Annotated in this window: 18 protein-coding genes; 3 read left to right on the plus strand and 15 right to left on the minus strand. The window is 54.1% G+C overall.

Annotated elements, in window-relative coordinates:
* Nucleotides 1-166: 166 nt before the first annotated feature.
* The 14 genes from LBW89_RS09030 to LBW89_RS09095 all read right to left on the minus strand — a co-directional run bounded on the left by LBW89_RS09030 (nucleotide 167) and on the right by LBW89_RS09095 (nucleotide 12,073).
* Entirely contained in the window at nucleotides 167-856 is a 690-nt protein-coding gene (locus LBW89_RS09030; RefSeq protein ID WP_148454544.1) for a deoxynucleoside kinase, read from the minus strand.
* Between the two features lie 85 nt (nucleotides 857-941).
* Nucleotides 942-1,688, minus strand: coding sequence for a spermidine synthase (locus LBW89_RS09035; RefSeq protein WP_148453776.1), 747 nt, complete (start codon nucleotides 1,686-1,688; stop codon nucleotides 942-944).
* A 38-nt stretch (nucleotides 1,689-1,726) separates the two neighbouring features.
* A complete protein-coding gene (locus tag LBW89_RS09040) occupies nucleotides 1,727-2,401 on the minus strand; it encodes a hypothetical protein (RefSeq protein WP_148453778.1) in 675 nt (224 codons plus the stop codon).
* Between the two features lie 677 nt (nucleotides 2,402-3,078).
* Complete coding sequence (locus tag LBW89_RS09045; RefSeq protein ID WP_148453779.1) at nucleotides 3,079-3,492, minus strand: YugN family protein; 414 nt, start codon at nucleotides 3,490-3,492, stop codon at nucleotides 3,079-3,081.
* Nucleotides 3,493-3,637: 145 nt separating this feature from the next.
* Nucleotides 3,638-4,348, minus strand: coding sequence for an SDR family oxidoreductase (locus LBW89_RS09050; protein WP_213506629.1), 711 nt, complete (start codon nucleotides 4,346-4,348; stop codon nucleotides 3,638-3,640).
* Nucleotides 4,349-4,504: 156 nt separating this feature from the next.
* Nucleotides 4,505-5,092 carry a TetR/AcrR family transcriptional regulator gene (locus LBW89_RS09055; RefSeq protein WP_148453782.1) on the minus strand — a complete coding sequence of 196 codons (588 nt, stop codon included), beginning with the start codon at nucleotides 5,090-5,092 and terminating at the stop codon, nucleotides 4,505-4,507.
* A gap of 150 nt (nucleotides 5,093-5,242) precedes the next feature.
* Nucleotides 5,243-5,452: a DUF2997 domain-containing protein gene (locus LBW89_RS09060; protein WP_148453785.1), complete on the minus strand. Its 210-nt coding sequence runs from the start codon at nucleotides 5,450-5,452 to the stop codon at nucleotides 5,243-5,245.
* Between the two features lie 12 nt (nucleotides 5,453-5,464).
* Nucleotides 5,465-7,138 (minus strand): AAA family ATPase, encoded by a 1,674-nt coding sequence (locus tag LBW89_RS09065; protein WP_225039024.1) that lies wholly within the window; start codon nucleotides 7,136-7,138, stop codon nucleotides 5,465-5,467.
* A gap of 18 nt (nucleotides 7,139-7,156) precedes the next feature.
* Nucleotides 7,157-7,903, minus strand: a complete 747-nt coding sequence (locus tag LBW89_RS09070; RefSeq protein WP_225039025.1) for a ComEA family DNA-binding protein — start codon at nucleotides 7,901-7,903, stop codon at nucleotides 7,157-7,159.
* Between the two features lie 11 nt (nucleotides 7,904-7,914).
* A complete protein-coding gene (locus LBW89_RS09075; protein ID WP_225039026.1) occupies nucleotides 7,915-8,367 on the minus strand; it encodes a DUF1257 domain-containing protein in 453 nt (150 codons plus the stop codon).
* On the minus strand, nucleotides 8,364-9,026 hold the full coding sequence (locus LBW89_RS09080; RefSeq protein WP_225039027.1) for a 4Fe-4S single cluster domain-containing protein: 663 nt from the start codon (nucleotides 9,024-9,026) through the stop codon (nucleotides 8,364-8,366). The genes LBW89_RS09075 and LBW89_RS09080 overlap by 4 nt, the downstream gene beginning before the upstream one ends.
* Before the next feature lie 246 nt (nucleotides 9,027-9,272).
* Nucleotides 9,273-10,247 (minus strand): hypothetical protein, encoded by a 975-nt coding sequence (locus tag LBW89_RS09085; protein WP_225039028.1) that lies wholly within the window; start codon nucleotides 10,245-10,247, stop codon nucleotides 9,273-9,275.
* Nucleotides 10,204-10,797 (minus strand): RNA polymerase sigma factor, encoded by a 594-nt coding sequence (locus LBW89_RS09090; RefSeq protein WP_213506617.1) that lies wholly within the window; start codon nucleotides 10,795-10,797, stop codon nucleotides 10,204-10,206. The genes LBW89_RS09085 and LBW89_RS09090 overlap by 44 nt, the downstream gene beginning before the upstream one ends.
* Nucleotides 10,798-11,167: 370 nt before the next feature.
* Nucleotides 11,168-12,073: an AraC family transcriptional regulator gene (locus LBW89_RS09095; RefSeq protein WP_148453802.1), complete on the minus strand. Its 906-nt coding sequence runs from the start codon at nucleotides 12,071-12,073 to the stop codon at nucleotides 11,168-11,170.
* 190 nt (nucleotides 12,074-12,263) lie between these two features.
* Here LBW89_RS09095 and LBW89_RS09100 point away from each other — a divergent pair, with 190 nt between their 5' ends.
* The 3 genes from LBW89_RS09100 to LBW89_RS09110 are packed head-to-tail and all read left to right on the plus strand — an operon-like array spanning nucleotide 12,264 to nucleotide 14,511.
* Entirely contained in the window at nucleotides 12,264-13,121 is an 858-nt protein-coding gene (locus LBW89_RS09100) for a carbon-nitrogen hydrolase family protein (protein WP_225039029.1), read from the plus strand.
* A 21-nt stretch (nucleotides 13,122-13,142) separates the two neighbouring features.
* Entirely contained in the window at nucleotides 13,143-13,814 is a 672-nt protein-coding gene (locus LBW89_RS09105) for a GNAT family N-acetyltransferase (protein WP_225039070.1), read from the plus strand.
* A 25-nt stretch (nucleotides 13,815-13,839) separates the two neighbouring features.
* Nucleotides 13,840-14,511, plus strand: coding sequence for a GNAT family N-acetyltransferase (locus LBW89_RS09110; RefSeq protein ID WP_213506612.1), 672 nt, complete (start codon nucleotides 13,840-13,842; stop codon nucleotides 14,509-14,511).
* Between the two features lie 330 nt (nucleotides 14,512-14,841).
* Here the strand turns inward: LBW89_RS09110 and LBW89_RS09115 are convergent, their stop codons facing one another.
* The gene (locus LBW89_RS09115) at nucleotides 14,842-16,926 is read right to left on the minus strand and encodes a serine hydrolase domain-containing protein (RefSeq protein WP_225039030.1); all 2,085 of its coding nucleotides are present in this window, start codon (nucleotides 16,924-16,926) and stop codon (nucleotides 14,842-14,844) included.
* Nucleotides 16,927-17,006 lie beyond the last annotated feature (80 nt).

A 17,006-nucleotide genomic window follows, 5' to 3' on the forward strand; every position in this document is an offset into this window, starting at 1 on the left:
GGGAGAATATCCCGGTAATTCGGTCCTTTTAAGCTAAACAGGCAAAATTAGCGGGAGAAACTCCCGTTAATGATGATGAGGGTTAGCGGAAAATCCCCGCGATCACATGCAATTGCCCATCCGAAATCGGGGGATGACAATGCGACGTCTGCTTTTCTTTTTCAGGCTAGAGGGTTCGGACTTCCGTCCCTTGAAGCGATCCGCGGTACGCAAGCTCTGTTCGCTCCATCGTATCGTGAATCTGGCGAATGATGTCATCCAGCGATGCTGGATCGTTCACATCGTATTCCTCGATATTCAGCCGAAGTACGGGACAGGCGGTAAAACCGTCGATCCACTCGGCGTACCGGGCATGCATCCGCTCCCAGTACGCGCGTTCCGTGCGAATTTCCATGTCGCGGCCGCGCTCCTGGATCCGGGATAAGATGGCAGGCAGGCTGCCTTCCAAATAAATCATTACGTCCGGATGCGGAAAATAAGGCGTCATCACCATCGCCTCAAACAGGCTGGTATACGTCTGATAGTCCGTGGCCGACATCGTGCCTTGATCGGCGTGCATTTTGGCGAAGATCCCGGTATCCTCGTAGATGGAACGATCCTGGATGAACCCGCCGCCGGCTTCCACGATCGCTTTCTGTTCCTTAAACCGCTCAGCCAGGAAATAAATTTGCAAATGGAAGCTCCAGCGCTCAAAGTCCGCATAAAACTTTTCCAAATAGGGGTTATGATCGACCTTCTCCATCGAAGTCTTGAATCCCAGCCGCCCGGCAAGCGCCGTAGTCAGCGTCGATTTGCCCACTCCGACCGTGCCCGCGACGGTAATCAGCGCATCGTCCGGTATTCCGTAGTTATTCATCATCACATTAAACTCCTTTACACCTTGTACCCTTCATAAGTGAAAAATTATAACGTTCCTGCCCGCTTTTTACAATCGGAAAATTTCATGTTCGATCCTGGATGACATATCCTTCCTCCGGTTGGAAGGCGACGAAACCGGCCATCTCTTTCTCCCGGAAGTGAATGGGTTGTCCGGCTCCCATGAGCAGGATGTTTCTTTTATCGGCCGCTCCCGTTTGCGGCAGTTCAAAACAGCAAGTATAGGGAAAAACGGCCCGTAACGTGGTATGCACGGCACGAATGAGGGTATCGCCTCCCCCGCGGCCAAACAGATTCATCAAGAGGGCCCCCCGCTCGTTCAGCTTGTTCCTGCACAGCCGAAAAAAAGGCTGCGAAAGCAGGTGAAGCGGCGTATCCTTCTCCGTAAACGCGTCGAGCACCACGAAATCATAGGCGAGATTCGGCTCCCTTACCAGCAAACACCGTCCATCGCCAACATCCACATTATCCGGGGAATATCCGAAATAACGGCGGCTGACCTCTTTTACCCGCGGGTCGATCTCCGCCACCTTCACCCGTTTATCGTAAAGCCGGGCAGGAAGGGTCCCGATGCCGAGCCCGATGATATAAGCGTCGTTGAAATCCGGTATATGGGATTCCATGAGATGAAGCAAGGCCCTTGGATATTCAAAAACAATGCGGCTCGGGCGATCGATATCCATAATCCCTTGAGCGGCTCCGTCCGAAAAAGCCAGTACCCGGAAATTTCCGCGTTCCCCCTCGTAACGGGAGGTCTCATAAACCACCAGCCTGCCTCCCTCTTCGTCCCGATCCTCGTATAGTACCCTCATCCGTCCTGCTCCCTTTTATAGTATGCTCTAGGCTGTGGTTACCCGAAGATCCCTTCGATCTCCTCCCGCTGCCGGGCCGAAATCCCGGTTTCGCTTAGGACAATGACGGCATCGGCCTTCCGCCAGACGAGCAGTTCGCCGTTCGTATCCCAACTGACGATATCTTCGGGAAAGTCATCTATCTTTTTCAACCCCATCCGCCGAACCAATTCCCCGTACTTCGTCTGATCCACGATGTCGTAACAGCCCTTGTGGTAGAAATCCAATTCATATTTAAAAACGCTCTTCCATTTTCCGGTGTTCACCTGTTCCAGCATCGCCAAGTTTTCGATATGGGTCTCGAAACGATGGCATTTGATATCGTACCCTTCGTAATATCTTCCCTGCTCGTCGATCGTAAAGGTCTCTTGGTATAAAGTATCCGCACACTCCAAGTGCCGGACGACGATGTCGTCTTCCGGCTCCATGACGATCAGCCCCGTCTCGCACTCAAAGGCGCCTCGGCAAGGGGGCTTATGAAGAATCCCAAAGACGATGGGTTCCAGGTAAGCATAGTATGTAAAGCCGCCAAAATTCTTTTGAAATTCGATCAATGCATTAGTAGGTGCTATCCCCGCAGCCTCGAACGCTTGAACGATGTCTTTCTCCTCCCGAACGGAATCCTTCCATTTGGAGTGATCCAGAAATCGCCGCGCTCTATTGGATAATTTCACGTCTCCACCCCCGCACAAATTCCGGCCGCCTCTCGGGCCACCCGCCACTCTCATGGCGAAATCGGCAAACTAAAACGCCCTTTCGCCAGCCAACAGCTAGTTTTTAGTATAACAGAGTATGGGCTATTTGCTGGATCGATGCTTTTTAGGCAAATCCGGACCGTAAAACGGCGTAAGAGCGCTACCTGATTCAGGTTAGCGCCCTTAACTTTTTCCGGAGAAGAATATTTGCGATAACTGAGCAAATAGGTTCCTGGTTGCTGTCTCCGCCCCAACTATAGGCCGAAGGGGTTACCCTTTTCGGATTACGCCCCCAGCATGGCGACAAAGGCAAATGCTCTTATTGCTTTTTTGAATGCTGTTGTGTCGGCATCCGCACACATTAACGGGAAAACCTCCCGTTAATATCCCTCTTTCGGCCCTTGGATCGAATTTAGCTGGAAAAGCTCCATCTATTTCGCGGCTCAACTGCCAATATACTCAATTTCAGGCGGATTAACGGGAGGTTTTCCAGCTAATTCGCCTCTATAACCGCATCGGCACTAAATTAAAGGGAGGAATTCCCTTTAATCTCAACCAGAGAATTAACTGTGGGCAAAATGGTGAAAAGCACCATTCACACGGCTGTCCACTAGGCAAATCAATAGTTCAACCTATCTGGCTCCTGTAACCCCGGACTATTGGAGGTATTGCTTTATTCTCCCGATCGCTTGTTCTCCGGCCTGCCGCCACCGGTTTTCATGTTCAATCCGGTCGTCCGGATCGACGGGGGCTTGAAACTGGTTCAATCCGAAGGCCGTAAACGGGCCTAACTCGCCGTTCTCATCGAGTCCTGTATGCACGATATGCTTGATCAGAAACGGACGCCCAAACTCCAACAAAGCGTCGTCCCGATCCAGCTTCCCTTCCACAACCCGTGCCGGCAGGCGCAAGTACACCGTGGTTCCTTCGTTCATGTGCAGAATGGAATCGAAAAATCCGGCGTAATATTCCCAGCTTCCGCAAAAATGAAATCCCTGCTTCTCAAAATCCCCGCACACATCGCCATAATAAGCGCGCATTCCCTCAATCTCCGACGGGATATTTAACATCCTGGCTTCCTCCCTACTTGATATAAATAGACTTATCCTAAGGGATTGCCATGATCAGCCGGTTTCATTCGCGGAAAGGCGCAGGGAAACACGATCGAATAAATGCGGACTCATTCCGATGAGGCCTTCCTGTTGTTCGAACATTTCACCAAGGCAACTGCTCATCCATATAGTAAAACCCGCCGGTTGGCCCGTCCTGAGCTAGGGTCGCCAAGCGAACCGCCGTCTTCGCCCCTTCCTCCGCGGAAAGCTCCGCCTTTTCTCCGCCCATTCGGGTTTTGACCAAACCGGGGTGCACCGAATTGACCTTGAGATTCGTTCCCTTGGTCTTTTGCGCCCAATAAGCCGTCAGCATGTTTAAGGCCGCTTTGGAGGCCGAGTACGCCGGCGTCGCGATCCGCTGCGCCAGTTCATTGGACAGCTGGAACTGAATGGAGCCCAGGGCGCTGCTTTGGTTGACAATCCGTCCCGCATCGCTTTTTAACAACAGCGGCAGCAGAGCTTCCGTAATAAAGAAAGGCGCGAACGTATTCACTTCAAAAGTATCCCGAAAGGCGTCCCCCTCGTAGCCGGAGTTCTCCGCCCAGATCCCCGCGTTGTTAACCAAAATATCCAAGCGTCCGTAGGTTTCTTGGATGAATTGAGCGATCTCCGCGATATGTTCGGCATTCGTCACCTCCAGCTCCACTCCGAGCGCCTGAAGCCCTTCCCTCCGCAGTTCTCCCGCCGCTTCCTCCGCCGCTGCTTTGGTGCGTGCCGCAACCAATACGGTAACGCCCTGCTTCGCCAGTTGTCTGGCTACCTCATACCCGATTCCTTTGCTTGCGCCGGTGACTAAAGCAATTTTGTTCTCCATGATTCATTTCCTCCTTAGTGTGTGGACCTCTTTTAGGTTGTGGATGGCGAAAGGCGGCAGATAATGAAAATGTCTCCTTTTTATTTTGAGAATGAATGTTCTAGAATGTCCGTGGACAGCTTTTGAGAACGGTCGTTCTAAATTTACGAAAAAAAATTAGTCCGCCGCTTTCTCTAGTATATGCATCGACAATTTGGCAATCCGCCGCAGCTTCGCCTTGTCGACTGAAGTCCGGGCCATGACTCTCAAGCCCGTTAAAGCGTTATGCAGAACCTCAGCCAACGCCTTGGCATCGTGCCGCTTCGTAAACTCGCCGTTCCGCTGCCCCCATGCGATGATTTCTTCCAGCAGCCGCTCCACCTTGGCAAAAGCCTCTTTCGCCTTAGCGTCGACATCCGCATCCCGGATCCCCAGTTCAACGGCCGAATTGACAAGCATACAGCCGGGGGGCGTGTCTTCCTCGCCGTTAATCATAAAATCAAAGACAAATTCGACTGCTTCGAGCGCCGTATTGGACTGCTTGGCTCCCGCTGCCAATCTGGTGCTGATCCGGTCTTCAAATCGGTCCATCGCTTTAAGGAACAAGGTGCGTTTGTCGGTAAAGGTATCGTAAAGGCTTCTGCGATGAATCCCCATGCACTCGACAAGGTCATTCATGGAAGTCTTCTCGTAGCCCTGCTCCCAGAACAGCTTCATGGCCTTCTCCAAAACCGCGTTCTCTTCGAATTCTTTGCTCCTGGCCATTTTCAATTCCCTCCTGAAACGATCTTAGCATAATGAGAATGATCAGTAAAGAATTATTTTTACCGATCGTTCTCAAATCATAATCACTTGCTTCCATCACGCAAAAAGAGCCTGATCGCATCAGGCTCCCATCAAATTCTCATCCTATCTCTAGGATTTCAGAATATTATTCTGCTGCTGAAGCTCGACCTCTTCTTCCACCTCATAATACTCCCGGGTATACTCCGCTTTCAAAGCCTCCGCCTTCAGCAGGTTCTCCAGAAGCGGGATCACGTCCGTGCATTTTTGCCCCTTGATTCCCAGCGTTTCCGCCTTGACGGTGCCGTCCGGGAAAATACGAATCTGGATTTTTTCCGGCACTAAACTCCCCCCTTAGAAATCGATCGCGCGGCCTCCGCGGTTCAGGCGGACATCGTCATGCCCCTTGTCGCCGAACAGGCGGCCTGCTCCGGAAGACTTGCCGTCGTAGCCTTCGCGGTCCTCCCGTGGGGTGGCCGTCACAGCCCGGACGTTAGCCCAGTCCCGCAGCGCCCGGATTTGCTCCGCCAGGGTGACCGACAGCGAAACGGTGTTGGCGATGGCTTTGTGGAAGTCCTCCAGGCGAATGGACCGGTTTTCCGCAAAAGCCTCAAACAGCGCGTCGACGATCAACTGTTCGATTTCGGCTCCCGCAAACCCCTCGGTTTTCTCCACCAGATCCTCCAACACCTCGTCGGTCAACTGGAACTCGCCAAGCACTTCAGGATCCTGGATGCGCTTGTGGAAATGAACTCTGAGGATTTCCTTCCGCTCCCGTTTGGTCGGCAGGTCCACAAAAAAGATTTCGTCAAACCGGCCTTTCCGCATCATCTCCGGCGGCAGCTCGGAGATATTGTTCGCGGTCGCCACGACGAAGACCGGCTTGGTTTTCTCCTGCATCCAGGTCAGGAATTGCCCGAAAACCCGGGCGGACGTGCCGCTGTCTCCGCTGCTCGTAATGCCGCTGAAGCCTTTTTCAATCTCGTCGACCCAAAGGATACACGGAGAAATCGCCTCCGCCGTTTTGATCGCTTTGCGCATGTTGCTTTCGCTGCCGCCCACGATGCCCGTGAAGATCCGGGCCATGTCCAGGCGCAGCAGCGGAAGCTGCCACAAGGAGCTGATCGACTTGCTGATCATGCTCTTACCGCAGCCAGGAACTCCCGTGATGAGCACTCCCTTTGGTGCGGGCAGTCCATACTTTTTGGCCGAATCGAGCCACGATTTATTGCGCTTGGACAGCCAGCGTTTAAGGTTTTCGAGTCCGCCGATATCCTCCATCTTCAGGCTGCTTCGGACAAACTCCAAAATGCTGGTCTTTTTAACAATCTGCTCTTTCTCCTCCAGAATGACCTCCACGTCCTGGGCGTCCAGCTTGCCGTCTTCCACCATCGCCCTCGCAAACGCATTTTCCGCCTCGGACAGAGTCAGACCCAGCGCCGCCTGGGCTAGCCGCTCCTTATCCTCCTCGCCCAGCTCGATCTGGATTCTCCCGCTCTGCTCGTTGATCGCAATCATCTGTTCGAGCACCGCCTTGATTTCCTCGAAGCTCGGCAGCTCGAAGTCCACAATGGTGACGTCTTTCTGGAGATCTTCCGGAAGCACTAACGCCGATGACGTAAAAATCACATTGATGGGATGCGCGCTCTGCTTGATCAGAATCAGCATATCCCTTAATTTTCGGATGACCTGAAGATCGGCCGCCCGCCCTTGCCCGCCGAAAAACACGTGGAAATCCTGCAGGACGACAATGCAGGGCTTGTCGTATTTTTCGATGAACTCGAGCGCTTTCAGGGGCTGTTTGCTGTCCCCCTTCGGCTGGTGGTTCCCGTCGACAATTCCGGTTGTCACCCGCCAAGTCAGCACCTCACGGGGGGTTTTGATTAATCCGGCGTCCTGCGCCACGGAACGGATAAGCGACAGAATGCGGTCTTCTTCCCAAGTCTGAATGTACAAATAAGGAAACCGCGCTTTCAGCAGGTTGGCTAACAAAGTCTTTGTTCGTTGCTGATCATGGACTACGTTCATGTTGACCCTTCTCTCCCTTTAAAAATCAACTTTTCTTCCGGAAATCGGCGGCGCTTGTTTAAGCTGCTGCTGTGAGAACATCACCAACGGCTCAATGACGTGGTTAGGTTGCCGGGTAATTCCCATCACCGATATAAAATGGTCGAATGATTCAAAGCCGCCGATTTCCTGGCGCTTCATGACGATTTTCTTAGCCAAAATGATGCCGATCTGCGGAATAGCCGCAAGCTCCGCTTCCGTCGCCGTGTTGACATCGGTTCGTCCTGCCGCGGCTGTCGAGTCCTGGAGCGGGGGGGCGGCCGGCTGTCCATCCGCCTCGTCCTGCCAACTCTCCCGGGCGGGTATTTGCGGCTGGGGAGGCCGCTTCATCCCCGAACCTCCTCCGCCGGCATTCAGCCGCGTTTCGGCCTCCTGTCTGAGCTTTGCGATCCGTTCTTGTTCGCGGGCTCCTTGCCCGTCTATATAGACATCCAATTGAATCAAAAAGGCGGGCCTTACCATAAAAGCGTGAATTACAGGAACCACCCAAAGGACAATCGCCATATACGCGCCGAAGTCCATCCCCATGGCGGTGACCGTAAAGGCCGTGATGAACCAGGCCAGATATCCAAACCCGTATAAGCGCCAACGTTGATTTTTCACTCTGAACCCGATGTACAAAAAAGAGACAAAGCTTGTGATTCCGAAGGGGGCCAAGGTTAACAGAATCCACCAGCTGTTGACGATCTCCCAGGACATCCCGCGGTTAGTATACGTTTTTGCCATGCCTTCACCTTCTATCCGTTCAATATGTACGTCACTTGAATGGAGTTATCCTCAAGCACTTCTTCCGTTTCCAGAATAAGCCCCTGCTCCTTGGCTTTTTCGATCAAGCTGGTGTAAACGCTCTGTTGAAGGTAGTGATGGTAGGACAATTCCACCTTCTCCACCCATTCGGCAAAAGCCTCCCGATCCGCGGACTCCGGCAAAATCAGATCGTAGCAGCCCTCCTCGTTCACGATAAAAGTAGCTTCTCGCTCGCCGCCAAAAGTAATGGAATCGGCGGATTCCGCTTTGCGCAGGGAACAGCTCCAATCGTTCAGCGCCTGCTCCAAGAGCGCCTCGTCCTTCATTCGGGTGGGGAGAATCGTATAGCGCTGCCCCCCGTGCTGCAGCTGCTTGGAAATTCCTTCAGCGATCTCCTTGGTTAAAGCGATAGCCAAGGGAATCAAGACTACTTCAATGCTCATGCGTTGGCCTCCTTGCGCCCATATCCCAAACGCAGCAGCAGCTCGATGTCCGCCGTTTGCGCCATGCCGTTCGCGGTAATCGTCCCGTCGGGATGAAGCCGGATCTCCAGTTTATTCGGGATCTTGGGCAGCTGTTTCTCCAAATGTTTGTACCTCTCCGTCAAAAATCGATATTGCTGATTCCTCGAACCGATCCAAGGGCGGCTTAAATCATGTTGACTTTTTATGTAGGGGCCGTCGATCAGCAGGTCGGTCTCGTCCAGTAAGCGCTGCCATCCGGCGTCTTCGGCCTTTTTGATATGTTCGTAAGGGTAGCCCGAGAACGTCACGACCGACAAGTTCAGTTCCCGTCTTATACGGCCGGCTAAACGGCTCAATGCCTCCGCCTGGCTGAAAGGCTCTCCGCCCAGAAACGTGACGCCCTCCAACTCAGGGGCGCGCTTCAGGGTGGAGCGGATATCCTGGAAGAGGTCCTCCAATGCATAAATTTCTCCGCCGTTCATATCCCAGGTATGGGGATTGAAACAGCCCTCGCAGCGGATCGGACAGCCCTGGACCCAAATGACGTAGCGCAATCCCGGTCCTTCGACCTTCGTTTGCTCGACGATCCTCGAAACCCGGACGAAATCCATCCCTTCACCTGCCTTGTCATTGCTCATAGGACCCTAAAAATGAGCAAGCTGAATAATATGGCATAATTTTACTACACGCCCCCAGTCCCAGCAATGGACCTAAAAGGCTATAATACGGCGGTTTATCCCGGTTTCGGCCCCGGCGCCCAAGGACGAAAGACCCTCCTGACGGAGGAGCGATCAGCTGGACAAACCTGGAAAAAATGCCGAAAGGCCGACCGAAAAAAATTCGGTCGGCCCAGTATCGACGGTCCCTCTTCAGCCACCATGACTTTACTTTAGATAAGCTTGAGCCAGATCGATCAGCTCTTGTTTGCTCAAGTGACCGCCGACATCCTCGATATGGTACCAGATATAAAACTTGCTGTCCGGAATGGAGTAAATAAAGCTGATTCCTTTCCCCGTTGCGATCTCCCTGCTTATTTCTTTGCCGGGGACGGTCGTATACTCGCTGTATAACAGCTCCGCGCCGTCGACGTTCAGCTTTTCTTTCTTCACGCCCTCGCTCCCCGCAGAGCTCTGCATAACAACCGTTTTTTCATCGGATTTGGTCGCCTGTACCAGCAGCTTGTTGCCGCTATTCTCGTAAACGCTGAACAAGTTCCAATGATCGCCGGACACCCGGAGCGTCTGCATGGCGTAGCCCTTCCCCGATTCTTCGGCTTGCTTCTCCAGTTGGTCCGTCAGCTTGCTCCACTCCTCGTCGGACAGCTCGTCAGGGGAGTAGATGACGCGGGCGCTTTCAAACTTGTACTTTTGCCCCGCTACGGTCTCCATAATCCGAATGGGCTGCCCTTTTAACTTTTCACGCAATGCGGAGAGCGTCTTAAATCGCACAGGCGCTCTTTCGATATCTATTTTGCGGTCCGGGTTGCCTTCCGCCATATAGAACGCAGCGACTTCCCCTTCCTCCAATAGCTGATCGGCCAATCGGCCGCTTTGGAGGGAACGCAGTTGATTTTCCAGCGTGTTCCCGTCCCGGTCGGCGGGGTCGATCTGCTTCTCCTCGTAAACAATATCACCGTGATGATTCGTCAACGAGTACAGATGAACGGCGGCGAAGGCCGAAGATACGGTTAACAGCATGCCGACCAGCACGAATACACTAACCCTGTAATTCAATGTACCTCTCCCTTTTTCGGCTTTGGACTTCAACAGCTTCTTCATTACAGGCTGGGTCAGATCCGTTTCCGGCAGCCGCGCGTTATGGAAGAGTTGTCTGAGATCCCGGTCGTTGTCTCGATTCACCGCTGCTCGCTCCCTTCATTTGGATATAGTACTTGCGGAATTTGGCGGCAGTTCTTTCATACTTCTTGCGTAAACTGGTACTGCTGCGCTGCAAAATCAACCCGATCTCCTCATAGGTTTTATCCTCCACGCAGCGCAGAATCAGCAAACTGCGCTCCTCCGCCGACAACCTGGACATGGCCCGAAGCACCCGCTCATCGAAATAGGCGGCTTCGATCCGCTGATCGATCGGCTTGTGATCCTCATCCGAACGGTACAGGAAAGGAAGGTACCTTGCCAATCTGCGCTTGCGCAAAACGTCCAGGCAATGATTGGAGGCGATCGTATAAAGCCAGGCCTCGAACGGCTTTTCCGGCCGATATGTCCGCAGATGACGGAAAGCCTTCAGGAACACCTCCTGCGCGCAATCCTCGGCTTCGGCATAGTTTCCTAACATATGATAGCAGTAGTGGAGGATCTGCCTCTGATACTTCTGCATGATCTTTTCAAACTGACGGGTATCCCCGTTCAAAATTTCACCGATGATGAAGCGAAGCTCCGTATCATCCACATCATCACCCCTTTCTATTCGCTTTCGGACGCAAAACCCAAGATGCGGCGTTAAGCTAACAATCCAGTTAGAATACCAGCTTTATATTTCATCGAAATGACTCTCCTTTTTGGTGTGCGGCAAAAGCGCACTGTGTTTTTTGCAGGCCTGGCCAGGTCTGAACCAGGGGCGCGGACTATAGCAAGCAACATCGTTCGTTACGGCAAGGGTCGACCCTTGCCCGCCCCTTTCTAAAGAGTACTACGCACGAGCCCCCTGCAAATGTGACATAAAAAAATGCAGGAAATCCCTGCGGGGATTCCTGCTATTTAGATAAGGGGGAACATAACCCACGGCCCGAAGGAGCCCTGTCGATAAAAGAAATGCTAAATTACAACTTTTTCACTGGGCGCAATACCGCATAGCCATATCCCTCGGGAAAATGACGCTGGTAATCCTGCTTAACGTCCTCATCCCATTCATACCCTCTGCTCTTCGGGTCAAAATTCCAGGCGGTATGTTCAACGGCCCCCATGACGGCGCCGTTATCCTTGAGATAATCGAAAGGCGGGTGAAAGAAAACCAGATATTCCGATTCCGGAATCTCTTTGCATTCCATCCCGTCCGGAATAGCTCCCTGGTAGTCCAGGGCAACGGGAATTCCGTACAGATAGCCTTTTTGCCCGTCCCGATAAAACCATCCCGCCGTCTGGCCCAATTGCCCCGGCAAGGCCAGGTTGGACATGCTGTCCAGAACGCCGGCGATCTCATCGCAGTTGTGACCGTTTTGCCAGAACGACCCATAATTTTGTACGTCTAAATCCCAAATTCCAATAAACTTGTGTGCCGGAATGTACTCGACTTTGATCTCGACCGGTTGTACCCGTGAGTTGCTCATCTTGCCACGCTCCTTGGTCAAATAATAATGATAAGGCGAAAATACCTCCTGACGAATGGCCAATGGAATGGGCCGGGGCGCCTTGCGGTAAGCCGCCGGGGTAACCCGGAACGCCTTGACAAACGCTCGGGTAAAAGACTCCTGTGAGGAGAAACCATACTTTACGGCAATATCCAGCACGCGCTCGTCCGTGTCGCGGAGCTCCAAGGCGGCACGGCTGATCTTGCGTGTCCAGATATAATCCCGCAGCGTCATCCCCGTTAACTCGTTGAATTGCCTGGAACAATAATAGGGAGAGTACCCCAACTGCTCGGACATCTTCAGGAGAGATGCGGTTTCCGTGATATTGGCGTCCACCCAGTCCACCATAAGCTGGACCATTTCATTCCACTCGTACATGAGAGATTTCCTCCTTCCAACAGCATCATAGCAAAACGGTTTCCCGGCCTTTTGATCTGAGTTGCACTGCTTTTCGGGAACGCGGCTTTCTTATGTACACTTGTCATATTAGTGAATTTTTCGCACAATGATAATACCACAAGCCCTAAAATTGCAAAGATGATCATCCCCGAACAGGAGGAACTTTATCATGAAACTCAGAGTGTCCGCAGTACAATATCAGCTTCAGACCATTACATCGTTTGACGATTTCGCGAAACAATCGGAACATTACATCAAAACAGCCGAGGAGTTCGGCGCCGAGTTCGTGTTATTTCCCGAGTTCTTCACGACCCAGCTGATGTCGATCGGAGACAAAGACGGTCACGCCTTGACCATCAACGACTTGCCCGATTTTACCGAGGCGTATCTGAATTTGTTCTCCTCCCTGGCCAAGCGGACAAACCTGCATATTATCGGAGGAACGCACGTCATCCGTAAGGAGGATCGGCTCTACAATGTCGCCCACCTGTTCTATCCGGATGGAACCATAGCGGCACAACCCAAGCTGCATATTACCCCCACCGAAGTGAACGAGTGGAAAATGGCCCCCGGCGATGGCCTGCAAGTGTTCCAGACGAGCAAGGGGACTGTCGCCATGCTGACCTGCTATGACATCGAGTTCCCGGAAATTGTGCGAATGGCCAAAGCAAAGGGTGCGGACGTCATCTTCTGTCCCTCCTGTACCGACGATCGCCACGGCTTCCACCGCGTCCGCTACACCAGCCATGCCCGAGCGATTGAGAACCAGGTTTACGTCGTTCTGACCGGAACGGTCGGTTCGCTGCCGACGGTGGATTTCATGCGGGCGAACTTCGGGCAGGCGGCGATCATCACCCCGAACGACATTCCGTTCCCGCCCCGCGGTATATTGGCGGAAGGCGAGATCAACCAGGATATGATCATCACCGCCGATCTGGATCTCGACCTGCTGTACCAGGTTCGGGAGCAGGGCTCCGTCACGACGTGGCGCGACCGGAGAACCGATCTTTATCCGGACTGGAACTAAGGCGGGCCTGGGAAAATGGATATGTACCGCAAGGAATTTTACGTGTTTGACCAGGATCAGCCCGTCCCGGCGGTCATTCGTAATTATACGGATCGGGACTTTCCCGCGCTGATCCGGATTCAACAGGAAAGCTTCCCGCCGCCGTTTCCGTCCGAATTGTGGTGGAACGCGGAACAGCTGAACAACCATGTCGCACTTTTTCCGGAAGGGGCGTTATGTATCGAGGTGAACGGCGAAATCGCCGGGTCGATGACGGGTCTGCTCGTGGACTTCGATCCCGCTCACCCCGAACATACCTGGGAGGAAGTGACGGACGGCGGATATATCCGCAACCATAACCCTAACGGAAACACCCTCTATGTCGTGGATATCTGCGTACGCCCGTCCCAACGAAAGCTAGGGCTTGGCAAATGGCTGATGTCCTCTATGTACGACGTGGTGGTCCACAAGGGGGTGGACCGGCTGCTCGGCGGAGGCCGAATGCCCGGCTACCACAAGAAGAAGCACGAGATGACGGCGGACCAATACCTCGCTGCCGTGGTTAAAGGCGAGCTGAAAGATCCCGTGATCACCTTTTTAATGCGCTGCGGGCGTACGCCCGTGCAAGTCGTGGCGAACTACCTGGAGGACGAAGAATCTTGCCATTACGGCGCGTTAATGGAATGGAGAAATCCGTTCCGCATGACAAAATAAATTAAGAATGAGGTGCGCAGAATCTATGGAATACCGCAGAATTACGAGTATCGAGGACCCTTTGTTTAAGCAGATGCACCAGCTCATGCAGGATATTTTCCCACCCGAGGAAGTGCTTGAGTTCAGCCTTTGGAAAGAGCCGCTGGAGGATCCGGGCATCCGCGTCTTCGTTGCCGTTCATGACGGTCAAGTCTGCGGCGCAACGGAATACCGCTTCTATGAGGATTTCAATGTGGCGATGACCGACTTTACCATTATCGGGCGCGCCGGACTGGGGATCGGCCGCTTCCTCAGCCAAAAACGGCTGGAGGATTTGAACGCGCTGGCCCAAGCCAACGGCAAACCGCTGCTGGGCATGTTCGCCGAGATCTACGACCCTTACCGGGTGGAGCAGTACGAATTCGGCGGCGTAAAGCCGATGGATCCGTTTGTCCGCCGTGAAGTGCTGTCGCATTTGGGGTACAAACGCCTCGACTTCCCTTACGTTCACCCTTCCTGGAACAACGACGGGGAAGCCGTCACCGGGCTCGACCTGTGCTTCCTTCCGACCGACGACAGCCTGAGCGAGCTGCCGACGGAGCTGATCGTGAAGTTTTTGCGCCGTTACTACACCGTCCTGCCGAACAAGCCGCAGGCGTGGCACGACATGGTCGGGCAGCTGGAGGCGAAGGAGAGCGCGGCGCTGCTGCCGATCTGACCTTTTGTCAGTCCTGCATGCCGGCGTCACCTGCAAACTAACGGGAAAACCTCCCGTTAATTTACCGCACTTGGCCCTTGGATCGGATTTAGCGGGAAAAGTTCCATCTAATTCGAAGCGGAGTTGCGAATATACGCTATTTTAGGCGAATTAGCGGGAGGTTTTCCTGCTAATTCGCTTCAGCCTCCGCCTTAGCGTCAAAATAACGGGAGAAATTCCCGGTAATCGCACCCCTGCCCAGGTACAAGCCTGGGCAAGGAGAAGCCGCCGAACAAACAACCCTGAAACCGCCACGCGGCGGCCATCAGGGTTGTTTGCGTACTCCATCATTTATTTAGATTCCGCCGTCATGTTGATCTTCAACACATCGCCTGGCCGACCGCCGAAGACGATGAGGCCGTCCTCCGGCAGAACCGCGGTGCGGCTGCCGTCGGCGGCGGAGAAGCTCACCAGCCCGCCTTTCGGCTCATAGACGACGAATCCCGCATGCTGAGGCAGATCGACCGTCATGGTCCGGCCTACCGCCTCGCCGCCGATTTTGAACCAGCGTGCGCCGCCGCTCTCGGCCGGAATCGTGACGATGGACGAAGCGCCGCCATAGATCGGCTTCACGGCGGCCTCTTCCACATACGTCCGGCCGTCGGCCCGCAAATATTCGATGCCGTCCTTGCGGAAGAACTCCAGGTCGAAGGCGTCGCGGCCGTTCATGACCGGAATTTCGGCGACGTTGACGGCGTGGTCTTCGTCCGTAATCTTCGCCCCGTTGGCATAGCCGCCGTCCTTGTTAAGCTCGATCTTCTTGGTCAGAACCGAAGGCGACAGGTAGAACAACGAATTGATCTTTTCGTCCAACGCATAGTAGGTCCGTCCATTCCGCTCCTTCCAGGCCTTGGAGACCGTATCCTTCAACGGGTTATCGGCCAGCTTCTGGTACTCGTAATAGGCCATGACCGCCTGCCCGAGACCCGGAAACTCCAGGTGGCTCTTGACGCGGATGTACGTGTGGCCGTTCGTCTGTTCGTCGAAGCTGATGACGGTGCGGCCATCCGCACCCGTAAACTCGTCCCCACCGGTGTACACGTACGTTTGCTCGGGAATCAAACCCATCAGCACGGGCAGCTTCACTTCCCCGTTGTCCACCGTGATCCGAAGCGTGGAGCCCACCGTTCCATACCAGCCGGCATAAGTGCGCAAGCGGTCCGGCATGTCTTTTTTCACGGGCTCGGAGAAGGTTGGGGCCGGCAAGATCTCGGCGATGTCCCCCTTCCCTTTCAGGTAGGCCAGCAAGATGTTCGTTGCTGCGGCCGTATTATAGACGGACGAACCGCCCGAAGTGAGCAAGGCTATGGAGACGTCCTCTTCCGGCAACGCGATCAGCGCCGAGTGGTACATCAGCGTGTCCCCGCCTTTGGTCAACGCCTTGATGCCGTAGTCGCCGAACGGAGCCAGATCGACCGAGTCCCAGCCGAGCCCGTAGCCGAACGCGTTCGTCTCGTCTTTGACCCAGACGCCTTTGCGGTACTCCGGCTGCTGCATGGCGGAGGCCGACGCTGCCAACAGCAGCTCGGGCTTCTTCCCCGTCAGCACTTCCGCGAACAGAGTCAACTCTTCGGCGGTCGAGTAGACGCCGCCGGTTCCGATCACGTTCGCGTTCTCCGGAGGCAGAGCGCCGCCGATCCCGGGAAAGCGGATCGGATACAAGCGGCCGCGGTCGAATTCGTCCAGCGGCGTTTTCGTTGACGTCAGCTGCAGGGGCTCGCCGACATGACGAGCCAGGAACTCGCTGTAGCTCATTCCGCTCACCCGTTCCACGAGAATCTCCAACAACTGAAACCCGTCATTGGCGTAAACGGAGTACTCGCCCGGGTCGGATTTCAGTCGCTGGGACCGCAGGTTCTCAAGCAATTGGTCATGGTTCCCGGTATCGTTATCATTCATCAGCATGCTGTTTTTATAGTGCGAACCATATAATCCCGCCGAGTGATTCATCAGCATGCGGGGCGTAATCCGCTTATACCGTTCGTCGGCCATTTTGAACTCGGGGATATACGCCGTCAGCGGCACGTCGATATTTATTTTGCCGGCATCCGCCAACATCATCGCCGCGGCGGTCACGTACATTTTGCTGACCGAGCCGATCCCGAACATCGCTTCTTTCGCGACAGGCGTCTTGCTCCCCGATTCCGTCACTCCGAGCCCGCCGGACAGCACGACTTTCCCTTCGTCCCGGATCGCATACTGCACGCCGGTTACGCCGTAATTGTCCACAAGAACTTCGGCCAATTGGCGAGCCTTGGCTTCGGCCGGCTCATTTACCGCCGGGCCGCCGCTGGCCCGGGCGGCCTCTTCCGCGACCGGAAGCGCCAGCAGCAGAGCCGCCAGCACTCCCGCACTCATCCGTTTCCACATCTTCATCGTATCCTCTCCCTCTTTCTGTTCGGATTCAGATCTTGCCTCTCATCATACAAAGAGAAAGAACAGAACGGACGAAAATG

The sequence above is a fragment of the Paenibacillus sp. alder61 genome, from assembly GCF_020179875.1.
GTDB classification, from domain to species: domain Bacteria; phylum Bacillota; class Bacilli; order Paenibacillales; family Paenibacillaceae; genus Fontibacillus; species Fontibacillus faecis.